Origin of the sequence: Methylocystis sp. (assembly GCF_051062815.1) — a bacterium.
Lineage (GTDB): Bacteria > Pseudomonadota > Alphaproteobacteria > Rhizobiales > Beijerinckiaceae > Methylocystis.
The window spans coordinates 82,621-98,349 of record NZ_JBPFDU010000029.1 but is presented as its reverse complement, the minus strand read 5'-3'; the positions used below and the strand labels follow the sequence as shown (position 1 = coordinate 98,349).

The 15,729-nt window shown below is 63.8% G+C and carries 11 protein-coding genes and 1 tRNA gene; 8 read left to right on the top strand and 4 right to left on the bottom strand.

Annotated elements, in window-relative coordinates; translation table 11 throughout:
* On the bottom strand, nt 1-5,472 hold the full coding sequence (locus ACR65W_RS04365) for a GH36-type glycosyl hydrolase domain-containing protein (RefSeq protein ID WP_434498062.1): 5,472 nt from the start codon (nt 5,470-5,472) through the stop codon (nt 1-3).
* 217 nt (nt 5,473-5,689) lie between these two features.
* On the opposite strand from ACR65W_RS04365, the gene ACR65W_RS04360 reads away from it, so the two are divergent.
* Nucleotides 5,690-6,424, top strand: coding sequence for a hypothetical protein (locus tag ACR65W_RS04360; protein WP_434498063.1), 735 nt, complete (start codon nt 5,690-5,692; stop codon nt 6,422-6,424).
* A gap of 180 nt (nt 6,425-6,604) precedes the next feature.
* Here ACR65W_RS04360 and chrA read toward each other — a convergent pair whose 3' ends face one another.
* Nucleotides 6,605-7,825, bottom strand: coding sequence for a chromate efflux transporter (chrA, locus tag ACR65W_RS04355; protein WP_434498064.1), 1,221 nt, complete (start codon nt 7,823-7,825; stop codon nt 6,605-6,607).
* Between the two features lie 176 nt (nt 7,826-8,001).
* On the opposite strand from chrA, the gene xseA reads away from it, so the two are divergent.
* Nucleotides 8,002-9,543, top strand: coding sequence for an exodeoxyribonuclease VII large subunit (gene xseA, locus ACR65W_RS04350; RefSeq protein ID WP_434498065.1), 1,542 nt, complete (start codon nt 8,002-8,004; stop codon nt 9,541-9,543).
* A gap of 1 nt (nt 9,544) precedes the next feature.
* Here xseA and ACR65W_RS04345 read toward each other — a convergent pair whose 3' ends face one another.
* The gene (locus ACR65W_RS04345) at nt 9,545-9,994 is read right to left on the bottom strand and encodes a hypothetical protein (protein WP_434496690.1); all 450 of its coding nucleotides are present in this window, start codon (nt 9,992-9,994) and stop codon (nt 9,545-9,547) included.
* Nucleotides 9,995-10,393: 399 nt separating this feature from the next.
* Between ACR65W_RS04345 and pal the strand changes: the two genes are divergently transcribed.
* The 6 genes from pal to ACR65W_RS04315 all read left to right on the top strand — a co-directional run bounded on the left by pal (nt 10,394) and on the right by ACR65W_RS04315 (nt 15,312).
* Nucleotides 10,394-10,918 (top strand): peptidoglycan-associated lipoprotein Pal, encoded by a 525-nt coding sequence (pal, locus tag ACR65W_RS04340; protein WP_434498066.1) that lies wholly within the window; start codon nt 10,394-10,396, stop codon nt 10,916-10,918.
* Nucleotides 10,919-10,993: 75 nt separating this feature from the next.
* Nucleotides 10,994-11,069 (top strand) — tRNA-Trp (locus ACR65W_RS04335).
* Nucleotides 11,070-12,428: 1,359 nt separating this feature from the next.
* A complete protein-coding gene (locus ACR65W_RS04330; protein WP_434498067.1) occupies nt 12,429-12,653 on the top strand; it encodes a hypothetical protein in 225 nt (74 codons plus the stop codon).
* 209 nt (nt 12,654-12,862) lie between these two features.
* Nucleotides 12,863-13,105 carry a hypothetical protein gene (locus tag ACR65W_RS04325; protein WP_434498068.1) on the top strand — a complete coding sequence of 81 codons (243 nt, stop codon included), beginning with the start codon at nt 12,863-12,865 and terminating at the stop codon, nt 13,103-13,105.
* A 177-nt stretch (nt 13,106-13,282) separates the two neighbouring features.
* On the top strand, nt 13,283-13,855 hold the full coding sequence (locus tag ACR65W_RS04320; RefSeq protein ID WP_434498069.1) for an isochorismatase family protein: 573 nt from the start codon (nt 13,283-13,285) through the stop codon (nt 13,853-13,855).
* Between the two features lie 128 nt (nt 13,856-13,983).
* Nucleotides 13,984-15,312, top strand: coding sequence for a nicotinate phosphoribosyltransferase (locus ACR65W_RS04315; RefSeq protein WP_434498070.1), 1,329 nt, complete (start codon nt 13,984-13,986; stop codon nt 15,310-15,312).
* 106 nt (nt 15,313-15,418) lie between these two features.
* Here the strand turns inward: ACR65W_RS04315 and ACR65W_RS04310 are convergent, their stop codons facing one another.
* The gene (locus ACR65W_RS04310) at nt 15,419-15,667 is read right to left on the bottom strand and encodes a hypothetical protein (RefSeq protein ID WP_434498071.1); all 249 of its coding nucleotides are present in this window, start codon (nt 15,665-15,667) and stop codon (nt 15,419-15,421) included.
* Nucleotides 15,668-15,729: the final 62 nt, after the last annotated feature.

Genomic DNA, 15,729 nt, shown 5'->3' with positions numbered 1-15,729 from the left:
CTACCAAACGCGGCGACGCTTCTCCGCTTCGAACGTCTTTCCAAGGTAGACGACGCGCTCCAGCCGCAGGTCGCCCTTGGGATGGAAGGCGTCCGGGCGCGGCTGCAACTCGCCGTTTTCGAATTCCAGGCCAAGCAGCGCATATGCGGCCGACAACATGCGGGCCGCCGCGCCGGTGTACCAGCTCCACCCGCCTCGCCCTTCGTAGCCCTCGCCATTATAGACGTCGGCCGGCTGCTGATGCGGCGGCAGCCCGTAGATGTCGGCGGCGGCGGGCGTCGCGAGCTTGGAGATCGGCGAGATCGCAATCCATGTCTCGAAGGCCCTGCGAAACAGTTCGTCGGCGGCGCGCGAGTCGCCGTCCTGTTGCGCCTGCGCGGCGAGCTTGGCCAGCGCGTCGACGAACCAGGAAACGCCATGCGAATACTGGCCGCCGTTCTCCCGCACGCCCGGCGGATATTCGGCGCTGCGCCCGGGATAAGGCTGCGAGTGTTCGTCGAATGGCGGATGGACGAGCAATACGCGATCGCCAAGACCGAGAACGGCCAAGGCGTTCTCGATCGCCTCGCGCCCACGCGCGGCGTCGACGGCGCGCGCCAGAGTCGGCCATGAGGACGTCATCGCGCTCATCGGCGCGACTTCCTCGCCATCATCGGCGTAGGCGCGGATGTAGCGGTCGCCGCGCCAACAATTCTCGAGCGCGGTCCGAAGCTTCGCGGCGCGTTCGCGATAGCGCTCGGCGCGGTCGGCGTCGCCCTTCGCCTCGAACAACGGCGCGATGTCGAGCAGGATCCCGTGCAGGAAGAAGCCAAGCCAAACGCTCTCGCCGCGGCCTTCCTCGCCGACGAGATTCATGCCGTCGTCCCAGTCGCCCGATCCCATCAGCGGCAGGCCATGCGCGCCGAAACGGTCGAGCGTCCAGTCGATGCCGCGCGCGCAGTGGCCGAGCAGCGTATCCTTGTCGCGCGACGTCAGCGGCACGGTGGCTTCGCCCTCCTGATCTTTCGGGACAGGACTTGCCTCGAGGAAGGTCTCGACTTCGTCGAGGATGGCGTAGTCTCCACTCCCGCGGACATAGCGAACCGTCACATACGGCAACCACAAGTGCGGATCCGACGAATGCGTGCGGTCCGCGAGGCCCGTGCCGCCGTTGGGCGCGCGATGCCACCATTTGCAGGCGTCGCCCTCGATATATTGATGCGCGGCGTGCAGCAGAATTTGAGCCCGGGCGCGCTCGGGCGCGAGATGGATGAGGGGTATGACGTCCTGCAGCTGGTCGCGATAGCCGGTGGCGCCGGAGCGCTGTGAAGGACCCGTGCGTCCCCACAGGCGCGCGGCGAGCAATTGGTAGGGCAGCCAGTCGTTGACGAGGCGGTCGAACTCGGGACGATTGGTCTTGATGCGCAATACGGACAATTGATCGTCCCATGCGCGCGCATTCGCCGCGAGCTCGGCATAGGCGTGCTGGGGATCGCGCGCATAATCGGCCAGCCGCTTGGCTTCTTCGATCGTCGTCGTCTGTCCGAGCGCCACGACGACGACCGCCTCTTCTCCCGCCGGCACGTCGATCGCGCCGCTGAACGCGGCGACTTTCCGTTCATGCGCGGGCGCGCCCGCGTCCGGATGGCCGTGCTCGACCATGTAAGGCAGGTAGGGGTCGCGGCTCTCATGCCCCAAGAAGCGGCGACGCGACGTCTCGGCGAATTCCGCCGGTATCGATGTCGTCACAAAGGCCCAGCCCTGCACGAAATTATTGCGCGGGTTGCGGAAGTAGATCGAATGCACATTTTCGTCGATGATCGATTCCAGCACGCCGAGACTTTCGTTCGGCGTTTCCGCCAGTACGATTTCCATTGACGGCGTGATCTGCAGCAGACGCTCATGGTCGGTCTTGTTGCGGATCTTTAGAATCTTGAATTCGATCGGCTGCGTGGGGCTGACGAATACCGTCATCTCGAGCTGAAGATGATCGCGCTCGGAACGATAGACGGCGACGCCCGGCGAAAACGTCACCTGATATTCCGCGTCGCGACGGCGCAGCGGAACGAAGGTCGGACTGTGCGCGTCGGTTCGGGCGAGATCATAGACGTAGATCCTTTGCCCGGCCGGCGCCATGCGCCCCTCGCCCATGCGAAACGGGGTGAAGCTGTTCAGTCGCGAATTGCCGTGAAAGGAAAAAATTTCGCCGTCATTCGTGAGCACCGCGCCCTGCCCGAAGGCATTGGCGATGACGTGACCGAAAGGACGCGGCGTTCCGGGCGCAAGCGCGACGCTCCGGCCGTCTTGAGAAAAGGCGTAGCGCGGCTTCTTGGGCGGGGGCGGCAAGATGAGCCCGCGGCGGCGCGACAACGCCCTGTTCAGCGTCTCCGGCGCAACGGGAGCGATCCCCAGATGCCGTGCAATGGAATCCGTCGCGCGTCCCATGTCGCGCGCCCAGCCGTCGACGATGATCAGTTCCGTCGCGCCGGCGGCCGCGAGTTCGACCTCGACGCGCAGACTGGCGCAGGGCTCGAACCCATAGAGCAGACCTTCGTCTTTCGGATCACGGGGCGCCGCCAGTCCAAGCAGGCTGTCCGGCGCATAGGTCGATCCCATTCCGTAGAAGCGCGACTTCACATCCTCATAGCCGACGACGGAGATCTTCGCGGCAGCGCCGGCGCCGATGGCGTGAAAGCCGATTTCCGGTGACAGCCGGCGATCGGACTGGCGCCGCGCCCCGCCCTTCAGCAAACGGTTCTGGGCGAAAATCGCGTTCAGCGATCGGACGTACCAGGTGCCGATGTGAATCGCGTTGTACGCGGCGTCGCGAAGCTCGACGCCGGTTTCGTTGAGCACCCATTCACGCAGCGACGCGAGCATCAATTTACGATGGCGCTGTTCGAGATTGACGATCTTCAGTCGGGTGATCTCGACCGCTTCGTCGGCGGCGAGCGAGACTCGCGCTTCGATCGCGAATCCGTTGCGCTCCGCCATGAAGAACAGGTAGTTCTCGCCGGCGTCGGTGAGCGACGCCTGAGTGGCTCTGCAGCGCGTCGGCTCCTCGCCGATCGACCATAGCTCGCCGCCGTCTTCACGCAGAAAAAGGAAGCGTCCGCGCGGGTGGGCGTGATCGTCGGGGCGCCGCGTCAAGTCGATCGGAGGGCCGCCGCGCGCCACGCCTTCGATGCGCATGGCGCCCTGCCCGTCCTGAAACCACTCGCTGATCATCAACCCGTTGGTCAGTTTCAGCGGCCGCGAGCCCGGCACGCCCCCAGCGCCGGTAATGCCTTCAATCGTCACTTTCTGCGCGCGCGCAAGCCGTCCCAGAAGGAAGAGGACAAGGCCGAAGGCGACAATGCCGGCATAGATGAGATATCCGCTGACCAGATAGGCGTAGGACGGCGGCCGCGTCTGCGACATCTGCTCGGCGGCGCTCCACGCCTTGTCCCATTCGACGCCGCGCGGGATATAGAAGGGCAACAGCAGCGGCGCCCATGTGCCAAAGCGGCGGATGCCTTCTGGGATCGCGCGGCTCGTTTGCGCCTTTCCAAGGAAGCGCGCGGCTTTCTCATCGGCGACGTCGCCGCCGACGAAGGACAGATTGACGAGCGTCGCGACGCGCAGGCCCATGTGGTCGAACCAGATCAGCACCCGCAGCGCGTCATAGGCGAGAAGCGCGGTGAAGATATCGAGGCTCCAGGCGCGAAAATCCGAGTCCGGCAGGATGTAGCTCATCCAGCTCGCGACGCCGGTGCGGATGAGTCCGTCCTGATTGTACCAGGCGGGGTCGGGCGAAGCTTTCAGGAAGGAATAGATCACCGGCGCCATCCACAGGCCCCAGCGCAAAACGCGCACGGCGTTTTCAATGAGCATGTCGAGGCCTTGCCAGCTCGCGAGTTGGCGAAGCGGCTGCAGGCTGCGCTGAACGAGCGCTGTAAGGAAGAAAAGATTGATCGAAAAGAGCGGCGCGGCGAACACCCATTGGATGACGCCCGAGAGCGACTCATCGAACAGCAGCCTCACGCCGCCGTCGACCCTGCCGAGATCCGTCGCGCCCCACTTCGAGAAGAGCGGACGAATGACATATTCGGTGATCGGGCGTCCGTCCGCGCCATAATCGAGCGACGTATAGGCGAAGAATTTCGCCGTGATGTTCTCGACCTGACCCACGTCGAGATACCAGGCGACGGCGCCGGCGACGAGCGCGCCGAGAAGCGCGCCCAGCGAATAGACGCGCCAACTGCGCAGATGCTGCCGGCGCCCTTGCGTCAGCGCCGCGAAATCAAACGCCGCATCGACGCCGGCATAGGCGAGCGCTCCCGCGACCGCGCCGAAGAGAAACCGCCCGCTCCCACTCGCCTCGGGAAGCCCGATCATCAGGGCCAATCCGATGGCCGCGCCGGCGACCGCGCCGCGAAAATAGTTGGAGGGATGCAGATAAAGTTCTTCGACGCGCGCAAAGAAGGGCGGAGTCGAATCGGTGCTCTCCACGATCGCGCGCGCGAGCGGAAAAAGCGCTGCGCCGATCAGCGCGCCGCCGATCGGGCCGGAGGCCGAAATGACGGCGACGGCCGGCGCAAAAGACACGACCAGTCCAGCCGCGAGCAGCAGCGCCATGAACACAAAGCCATAGACGGCGCCCTTTTCGGCGCCGGTCCGCCAATCGTGGAACACCACGACCTGCAGCGACGGCGTCGCCCGCAAAAGGCCAGCCATCGCCTGGGTCACGAGATAGGTTTGGCCCCATAATCCTGCTTGCGCGAGCGCCGCCGCCACCGTCGCGACCAGCGCCGTCACCGGATAGGGCAAATAAGGCGCGACGAAATACGAGACCGAGGTCGCGATATAGGGCGTCAGCGAAGCGACGAAGGCCGAGGCGAGCAGAATGCTATGCGGACGCCATTGTCGGGGCAGAAAACGACCGAGCGCGAGGGGGATGCCGACGACGATCGATTCGTTGAGCAGAAACAGGATCAGCGTATGCCCGACGATTTTTCTGAAGGCCTCCGGAACGTCGAGGCCAAGGAGCAGCGCGCCGCCGATCTGGGCGACGGGCGGCGAGCCGAGGGCGATTAACAGGCTGAACTGCAATGGCAAAACGAAAAGCGCCGCACGTACCGCCATGCGCGAACGCGCTCTCAGCGTGACGACCCCGGCGAGATAGAGAATGGTGGCGGTCGCCGCGCCGACTGGCGAGAGCCGGAACAGTTCGGCGAAGGTTTCCGGCGATCGCCACAACAGGCCTGCGCGGTCGCACAGCAGCGTAAAAGTCGCGACAGCGAGGAAATCCACGGCGAAATCGGCCGCCTGGCGCGCGCTTTCCGAGGAGCGGCGGAGCACGAAAATCGTCGCCCCGGCGAAAAAACCGGCCACGATCGCATGCTCGCCGCCGCCAGCCGCCTCCAGCGCAGCGAAGACCGCAAAGCCCATGCCGATCAAAATGCGCTCGAACAATGCGCTGTTGACGTCCGATTCGCCGCGATTGACGGCCATGGATTCCCTCCGCGCCTTTTGTTGAATCCGGCGTTTTTTAACGTTAATGGCCGGAATCAGCGGCGATCGTATGGAATCCCTTGCCGGAGCCGGGAGAAAAAGTCGACTCCCGCCTCCCTTCGTCGCGCTTGCGCTTCGCAGCGCCGCCGAGAGCCGCTATAGTCCACAATGCTTTAATGCCCCGGCCGCGCAGCGAGGGCCACAGCGAGTGGACGACATGGAAGAGCCCCTGCCCGCGCCGCCAGCCGACACTCGCGACGCCGACCACCCACACGCGTCCACAACGCCCGCGGAGCGTCTATCGCTTCTTGTGGAGCGCGAGCGAGTCGCCCGCAAGGGACCGGCGGGTTCGCTTGACGAGCGTATGGCCAGTCTATCCGGCGCGCTGCGGCGCGCGCGCCTCGAGAACGCGGAGCGCTCCGCCGCCATTTCCGATTTGCGCGCCGCGGAAATCGCCCGGCTGGAGATGCTCGGCGAGGCTCTGTCGCCGGTTTTGGCGCAGGTGCCGCGCGATTGCGACATTTTCGACGTTGGCGTTGCGCCGGCGGAGCGACCGCGCCTGTTCATCGACCAGATCGGCTTCGTCGAGATGGATCGCGACAGGCGGACCTATCGCTTTCTCCAGGACACGCGCCACGGCCGGGTGACGCTTCGCGAAAGCGACAGCATCGACGACCTCGTCGAAGCAATCACCAGCTACATCGCGCATCGCCTGATCGAGCGCGAAAAGGCGCTCGCGGTCGATTATGCGAGCGGCGGCGCGGCGCGGGCGCTTGGCGTGAAGGTCGCCGCAGCGCGCGAGAGAGCGATCGCACGCGAAAACGACAAATCCCTCTCCGGAAAAACGACTCGCGTCGCCGCGTTCATCGCCGAGTTTTTTGGCGCAGCCGCCTTTTTCGCATTCTTGGCGGTCTTGGCGGCATGGATCTATCGCGCCTATTTCGCAGGCTAGAATATCCACTATGCGCAAGGGGCGTTTTGGGCCCAGGGACGGTTGTTTCGCAAGAGGGCGTTGGCGAGGACGACGAGCTTGCGCATGACGGATACTCGAGCGTTCAAAATACGCGAGCCAAAACATTTTCATTTTAGCAATGCGCAAGAAGCGGACGTCCTGCGAGCGTCGTCAGCCCCCTTAAGCGACCATGGCGATGAGCGTTGCGCCGAATGCGCCGAGGATGACGACTAGCCACGGCGGCGTCCGCCATAGGACGAGCAAGAGGAAAGCCAGGAGGCCCAGCCCGAAATCCGCTGGGCCAAGGATCGCGCTCGTCCAAACAGGGGTATAGAGCGCCCCGAGCAGAATGCCGACGACCGTCGCGTTGATCCCCTTGAGCGCCGACTGCGCCGCCGTACGATGACGCAAAGCGTCCCAAAAAGGCAGTGCGCCGACGACCAGAAGGAAAGACGGCAAGAAAATCGCGGTGAGACAGATCAGCCCGCCCGCCCAGCCGTTTGGCTCAGAATTCATCGCTGCGCCGAGATAGGCCGCGAAAGTAAATAGTGGGCCTGGAACCGCTTGCGCAGCGCCATAGCCGGCAAGGAATGCATCACGGTCGATCCAGCCTGGAGATACGAAGGCTTGCTGCAGCAGCGGCAGCACGACGTGCCCGCCGCCGAATACGAGCGACCCCGAGCGATAAAAGCCGCTGATAAGCTCGATCGTGGGATTGGGGTTTGCGTTCGCCAGAATTGGCAACCCGACCAGCAAACCGGCAAACAGCGCGAGCGAGGCGATGGCCGTGCGCCGGGTGATGGGGATCGACAGAGGCGCCGTGGCTCCGTTGTTTTCCCCCGAGAGGAACAGCCAGCCAATGACGCCCCCCGCCGCAATCGCGCCAATCTGACCGCTGGCGGTGGGGACCGCCAAAGTCAGCAGCGTCGCCGCCACGGCGATGGTCGCCCGGTCCCGATCCGGACAAAGGTTTCGCGCCATCCCCCACACCGCTTGCGCGACGACCGCGACAGCGACGACTTTGAGGCCGTGCAGCCAGGCGACCTGCGAGAGATCGCCGAGGCGACCGACTCCATAGGCGAAGCCGATCATCGCAAGCGCTGATGGCATGGTGAACCCGATCCATGCCGCCAATCCGCCGGCAACGCCGGCCCGCAACATGCCGATGATGATGCCGACCTGACTGCTCGCGGGGCCGGGAAGGAACTGGCAGAGCGCGACGATATCCGAGTAGGCGGCCTCATCGAGCCATTTGCGGCGCCCGACGAACTCAGCGTGGAAATAGCCAAGATGGGCGACCGGCCCGCCGAAACTCGTGACGCCGAGGCGCAGAAAGACCCCAAGCACTTCCAGGAGGGAGCCACGCCCCTTCTTGAGCGTTGTCCCGCAATCCGCGCTCATGGCGAGCTCTGAGCGGCATAAATGGGGGCGCTGTTTTCTTGCTGGCTTTTGGCATTTACATGATGGTTGTTGGGGACCATTCGCGCCTCGCGTATCGTGCTCCTACACCACCGCGCGGACAGTTCAATGTTTGCGTGAGGATGAAGCAAGAAGCAAAGCGTGAGCATATCTCATCCATGTCCGACCTCACCGAAATCGGCGGAGACACGCCTCAGACCAATACGCCTGAGATCAGCGTCTCTGAACTCGCGAACGCGCTGAAGCAGACGATCGAGGATCGCTTCGGACGCGTGCGCGTGCGCGGCGAGATCTCCAACTATCGCGGCCCGCACGCCTCCGGACACGCCTATTTCTGTCTCAAGGATCAGAATGCGCGTCTCGACGCGGTGATCTGGCGATCGACTTTTCTGCGCCTGCGCACGCGGCCGCAGGAGGGACTGGAAGTCGTCGCGACCGGCCGCGTCACAACCTTCGCCGGCAAGTCCTCCTATCAGATCATCATCGAGTCGCTGGAGCCGGCCGGCGTCGGCGCGCTGATGGCGCTGCTCGACGCGCGCCGCAAGGCGCTCGCGGCCGAGGGCCTCTTCGATGAAGCGCGCAAGCGCCCCCTGCCCTTTTTGCCGCGCGTCGTCGGCGTCGTGACCTCGCCGACCGGCGCCGTCATCCGCGACATCCTGCATCGTCTCAGCGACCGCTTCCCGCGCCGCGTGCTGGTCTGGCCCGTGCGCGTGCAGGGCGAGAGTTGCGCTGAGGAGGTCGCCGCGGGCATTCGCGGCTTCAACGCGCTGCCTGCCGGGGGCGCGATTCCCCGCCCCGACGTGCTGATCGTCGCGCGCGGCGGCGGCTCGCTCGAGGATTTGTGGGGCTTCAATGAGGAGGTCGTCGTTCGCGCGGCGGCGGAGAGCGCCATTCCGCTCATTTCGGCGATCGGCCATGAGACCGATACGACGCTCATCGATTTCGTCGCCGACCTTCGCGCGCCGACGCCGACGGGCGCGGCGGAGAAAGCCGTTCCGGTGCGCGTCGAGCTGTTCGAACATCTCGCCATCCGCACAAGCCGGCTGGAGGGCGCGCGCCGCCGCGCCATGGAGCAGCGTCGCGTCCAGCTTTCAACCTACGCGCGCCTGCTGCCGGCTGGCGACGGCCTGCTCGCCAATCCGCGCCAGCGTTTTGACCGGGCGGCGGAGCGGCTGCGCGGCGGCGCCCGCGCCGCCCGAGACGGACGGCGTCTTCGGCTGTCGCGCGCCGCAACGCTGCTCGCCCGCCACTCGCCGCAAGCGGAGCTGGCGCGCGTGCGTGAGCAGCTGCGCGGTCTTGGCGCGCGGCTGCGGCAGGGTTATCGCGCCCGGCGCGTTCTCGCGCGTCAGGAGAACGCCGCCGCCAGGCTGCGCCTCGCCGGCGCGGCGCAGCGTCTCGACCGCGCCGTCGCCGGCTTGATCGGCGGCCATCAGGATAGGATCGACAGACTGGCCCGGCTGCAGGAATCGCTCAGCCATCGCTCGGCTTTGGCGCGCGGCTTTGCGCTGGTGCACGATGACAGCGGCGCCCTGGTGCGTAGCGTCGCGCAGGCTCCTCCTGGAACGGGTCTCGATATCGAGATCGCCGACGGCAGAATCCAGGCGCGCGCAGGCATTGCGATTCCAGATCCGCCGGCGCGCCCGCGCCCGCGGCGCCGCCTGAAAAGAGCCGACAGCGACGATCAGGGATCGCTGTTCTGAGCTATTCGAATCGCATCTGCCACGCGACGATGCTGCGCTGCATGGCCGCCCGCGGGAGATAGCAGAAGACATTGGTGGAGATCGGCGCCTCGACGCAATGATAGTGCTCCTTGCTCCAGTCGTAGCCGAGCGTGTCCATACAAGCGACGATCTTGTCGTGAATGAGCTTCGGGTTGGATCGCCGCTCCGCCGGAAAATCCCGCTCCGCCTGGTATTCGCAGTCGGTGACGTCCATCTTCTGGCCTTCGAAATAGCGGCCGCTGGCGCCGCTCGTGACGAACATCGCCTCGGTGGCGAAAATGAAGACCAAGCCGACCGCCAGCGCCAGCTTGCCCTGCCACTTGGTCTTGAAGAAGTGCAGATCGAGTAGCGACAGCAGTCCGACCGCCAAGAGTCCGCCGCCGAGAAGCAGCGTCAACGGCGATAAAAAAGGCGCGATGCCTTCATTCATGTCACGCTCCTGACCGCGCGCGCCGCCGCTTCGCGCGTCATTGATCAATATTAAGAGCGAGACTCTCTGCAAAGCAACCGCGCGCACATCGCTTGACAGCGGACGCACGTTCTTTTCTCGGACGCGAAAGCGCCGAACCGCCCGGCGCGTCAATCTACGCAATGTAGACGTGCTATACGCTGGATGCGCGCGGACGCGCGCCGCTCCGAATGCCGCCAAATTCGCGCCGAAACAGGTCGTTAAGCTTCTGTTAACCAGTTAACCTTCTATTAACGAAGCGGACGAATTTGCTCAAATGCAACAGGCCCAAGATACCTGCGATCAAGGTTGACGGAACCTTCGCTTAACCCTGGAAGCCTAGGACTATCGCCCAGTCGGTCGTCGTAACAGGAGTTCTTCATGCTGCTTTCGCAACGCGCCTTCGGCGCCAAATTCGTCGTCGCGCTGACGGCGTTCATGGCGATCCTGGCGCTCTCGGCCTGCGCCAAGAACACCGCGGATGAAGCCGCGAATGATCTGGCGGGCGGAGGCTATGGACGCGGCGGCGTCGCCCGTCCCGGAAGCCATCAGGATTTTGTGGTCAATGTCGGAGATCGCATCTTCTTCGAGACCGACTCCACCGATCTGACGTCCACCGCGCAGGCCACGCTCGATAAGCAGGCCGAATGGCTCAACCGGTACTCGCGCTACAGCTTCACGATGGAAGGCCACGCCGACGAACGCGGCACCCGCGAATATAATTTCGCACTCGGCGCGCGACGCGCCGAAGTGGCCAAGAATTACCTCATCGCGCGCGGGGTCCCGGGGTCGCGCATCCGCACGGTGAGCTACGGCAAGGAGCGTCCTGTCGCCGTCTGCGACGACATCTCCTGCTGGTCGCAGAACCGTCGCGCCGTCACGGTGCTTTCCGGCGGCAATTCCTGATGAGGAAGCCCGCCGCACCCCTTGCGTCCGGAGCGTCGTTGCGGCAATGAAGGCGCGCGCCTTTTGGGCGCCCGCAGGAGTGTAGCTCAACTGGTAGAGCACCGGTCTCCAAAACCGGGGGTTGTCGGTTCGATCCCGGCCACTCCTGCCATTAAAATCAAATAGTTATAGCGAAAGAAGTGGGCGCTTATTGGAACGGTAAGCGTTGAGTGAGCGGCCACCCTCGCACCTTTGCTCCCTTGCCGGTCCAAAAAGAGACGCTGAAAGAAAAATCGTTGACTATCTGACATGTAACGCGACGGCAGCATGAACGCGGCACGCGCAGCGCCCGCCATATCTGGCGGGCGTCTCTTCGTGCGAGCGGCTAGGCCTCACCGGCAATTCCATACCCAATGGCCTTGATCCCACACCCAACAAGGACCGTGAACGTGTCCGCCTCCGCCGTAACCATAGCGATCGCTCCAATCCCTGTGCTGATGGCGGCCGTGCCCTCCATAGTCTGGCAAATACCGGCCGTGGTGAAATGTGCCGGCGTGCGCGAACGACACCCACAACATTGCAGCTGCTAGAGTTGCGCCAAGCTTTAAAGTTTTGCGCATAGCGTCCTCCCTATTCTTCTGATGGAGAACTATGGCGCTCGGGCTTAATTTGAAGGGCGCAGATGGTGGGTGGCGAGAATGCGCTCGGAATGGGTTGTGTCGCCGCGCGCAAATAAGTTCGAGATCGGCGATGACGACGCGAGCTTGATTGAGAAGATCGCAGCGCCGTAACGCATCAAGCGAGCCACCCGTCGCGCTTTTACGCGTCGCTAGACTTTAGAGCCGTCAACGGCAAACGGCGAACGTAACCGACGTAGGCCGCCAAGGTCGTCAAGTCCCCGAGAGCAGCAGCGTTGAAACGTTTAAGCCTTGGGTTGATTGCCGACGCCTCCAAGCGAAAGGCGGCCCTGCTCTCGGTCAAAAGCAAGGCCGCCAGCGAGGCCGGAAGAAGAGTGACGTAGGAAGGTCGTCTAACAATAAATTTGGACGGCTTCACCCTTCGTCAAGCTCCGATTTCCTGCGATCGAACGCGCTGCTCAATTCGTTGCAAAAGCTTGTCCATTGCAGCAGGCAGAGGCTCAGCGGCTACGCCTGATAACATGGCTCGCAAACAGTCAGCGATGGTCGTGACCATCGCATTATCGAGCATAGATTGCTTGGGGTTCTTGTTGGTCGGCGACACGATTCAGGTCCTCCCCTTTCAGGACCTATAATTCCTGAAGCCCGCTCACGGTTCCGCCTTAAAGACGGAACGGCCCGCGCCTTTTCGACGCGGCCGCCCCCTGCCTCACGGTAGGATCGATCCCCGCCGCGCGGTTCAGTTAGCGCCGGACCTCTTGATATCGAGCTAAGGCGTCGACAAGCCAACGAAGCGCTCAAAAAAACGGCCCCGCCATTGCTGACAGGGCCGAAGGCTTGATAGAGGCTCGCCACCCAGTCGAGACAGCGAGCGTTAAGAGTGTTGCGCGGCGATGGCGGGGACGTCAATCCTCTTTCGCCGCTCGGGGTGGCCTAACGCTGTCTTCGTCATCGCCGATCGCAGCCTTGATTTCCAGCACTGCGACTACTTCTGCGCGATCGATCGGCGCATCGCGATTCCGTGTCCGCTCTATGGATCGGCCGATTTCTGCGACGCCATGACGCCCGAGATCGCCGAAGCGGAAGACCGGATCCGCAAAAAGCTGTCGGACGTCTAGCGCCGGATAACGCCTGCTTCTCTCGCGCCGCGGCGCAATCCTCAGCCGGGCTGCCACATTGCGCGGCAGAACCAACGATCGCCGCTTAACAGGCTGCGCCGCCGCATCGGATCCAACGCTTTGGCCATGCTAAGGCTTTAATTTTAAAACACTTTGTAGGGGAACAATGCAAACATGACGCAGTTTCTCTCCCTTAAGGAGGATGCGTCATGCCGGACAGAGCGCCGGGCGATTGGCGGAACGCGGCCGCCGGCAAGATGGGTGCGCGGCGCGACGCCGCAATGGAATCGATTAGCGAGCATCTGAGATCCAACTTCGACAAAGTCCTCACAGAGCCGCTGCCCAAGAAGATCATGGATGTGATGGCCGAGTTGGATTGGGAGCGCGCCGGTAGGAGCCCGACGCGCAGCAACGGTCGAAATCCCGCCGGCGCCAAATCTCGGCGCCCCTAGCGAGTTCGCTCTTTGCGGCGCTTTCGGCTCATCCATCGCCTGGTTTGGAAACCGCTGAGCCCGCCTCTGGCGCTCGCGCTGGGCCGCACCCGCAGCTAGGATCATCCCACGGAACGCGCCCTGCTCACGCATTCGATCAGGACAGCGCGAGCGCGCCGTCTCTAGCGGAGCAGACCCATGGCCAGCGAAGCGATGCGGCTGACGTCCGGCGATGCGCTCATCGTCCTGGACGTGCAGCGCGATTTCTGCGCCGGCGGCGCCTTAGAGGTTTCCGGGGCCGACAAGATCGTCTCCGTGGTCAATGAACTGATCGAGGAAGCCGTGGCCGCCGGCGTTCCCATCGTCGCGTCGCGAGACTGGCATCCGACCGGCCATGCGAGCTTTCGTGACTGTGGCGGACCATGGCCGGCGCATTGCGTTCAGGACAGCGCCGGCGCGCAGTTCCATCCCGATCTGCGCCTGCCCGAGCGCGCCATCATCGTCAGCAAGGGAGAATCGCTCGAGCGCGACCAGCTTTCCGCGCTCAACGGCACGGGGCTCGCCGAGCGGCTGCGGCGTCTTGGCGTGCGTCGCGTCTTGATCGTCGGACTGGCGCTGGACGTCTGCGTGCTCGAAACGGCGCTGGACGCCGTCTCGGAAGGATTTGAAACGCATGTGCGGCTTTCCGGCGCGCGCGCCATCACGCCGGAAGGCGGAAGAGACGCTGTCGAAACGATGTTGAAGGCGGGCGTCTTCGTCGAAGACAGCTGAGCGGCGCTCTCACAAGACGCGTGACGCAGCGTGCGCCCTAACATTGCCCGGCCCGGAAGCCATGGCTATGGTCCCGACGGGCGCGAGCGCTTCCACCATAGCCAATCGCGACATGAAAAGGAGCGGTCGTGTCCAGCAGCGCGCTCTTCGCGGATCTCTATGAATTCACGATGCTGCGCGCCTATTTCGAATTGGGCATGAACGCGAAAGCGACATTCAGCCTTTTCGTGCGCAATATGCCACCCCAACGCAATTTTCTGATCGCCGCCGGCTTGAACGATCTTCTTCATGAGATCGAGCATCTGCGTTTCGAGCCGCGGCACATCGACTATCTGGCCTCGCTCAAAATTTCTTCGCCGCCGTTCCTCGACTGGCTCGCGGATTTCCGCTTCTCCGGCGACATCTATGCGATGCGCGAAGGCACGCCGTTCTTTGAAAACGAACCGATCCTGGAAGTGATCGCGCCCATCGCCGAAGCGCAGCTCATCGAAACGCTCGTTCTCAATCAGATCGGACTGCAAACGATACTGGCGTCGAAAGCGGCGCGTGTCGTCGCCGCGGCGCGCGGCGCCAGCGTCGTCGATTTTGGCGCAAGACGAGCGCAAGGCTTGGATGCGGCGACAAAGGGCGCGCGCGCGTTCTACATCGGCGGAGTCGAGTCGACCTCCAATGTCGCGGCTGGGCAAGCCTATGGGTTGCCCGTCGCCGGAACGATGGCGCACAGCTTTGTCGAAGCCTGCGCCTCCGAGATGGACGCCTTTCAGTCTTTCAGCAAGGTCTTCCCCGACACGACGCTTCTCGTCGATACCTATGACACGCTCGAAGGCGTCAAGAAGGTCGTCGCGCTCGCGAGGGCGCTCGGGACGAGATTCAAAGTCCGCGCGGTGCGCCTCGACTCCGGCGATCTCGACATGCTGTCGCGCCAGACGCGCCGCATCCTCGATGACGCTGGCTTGACCGACGTGCAGATCGTCGCCAGCGGCGGCCTCGATGAAATCAAGATCGACGCTCTGACGTCGCGCGGCGCGCCCATCGATGTCTTTGGCGTCGGGACGGATATGGCGGTGTCGAGCGACGCGCCAAACCTCGACATCGCCTATAAGCTGACCGAATACGCCGGCAAGGGACGCATGAAACTGTCGGCGGGCAAGCGCTCGCTGCCGGGCCGCAAACAGGTTTTTCGAGAGTTTAGAGACGGCGTCGCGGTCAGGGACGTCATCGCCCGAGAGGGCGAAACTCTGCCGGGCGCCCCATTGCTGCAGCCATTCATGCTGTCAGGTCGCCGGGTCGCGGAGCAAACATGCGACCTTCCGCAAATTCGCGATTACGCGAAAGAGCAGCTCGCCGCGCTGCCGTCGCAGCTGAAAGCTCTCGGATCGCATGCGCGCTATGACGTGGCGATCAGCGACGAGCTCGCCAGCTATGAGCGCGAGACTCGCGCGCAGTTGATCGACTGACGGTTTGGCAAATTGGCGCGGCCGAGCGCGAGGCTGCGAGACGGGACGAGTTCCCTCTCCCGCCGACGGAACTTCTCCGCCGACGGAACTTCGGCGCAAGCGGAGCCTAGCGCCGATCCTTCCGGTCGATGAATTCGGACGTGAACCGCTTCAGCGCGACGCGCAAATCGTCGGCATATCCTGTCGCGCCCAGCGACTGGAACCTTTCGATATCGGCGAGCATCAGTTCTCTCACCGGCGCCGCGCCACGATGCAGATTGACCAAATAGCCGGATAAAAGCCGGCCGTCGCGGCCCCCCGCAGCCGCCTTGTTCTGGCTCCCAGACGAGCCGATTTTCTTGGCAATTCCTATCATGATTAGCTCCGAAGGGCGGACACCGCGCCAGATGTCCGCGATCTATCTAAGCAAGAATTGCG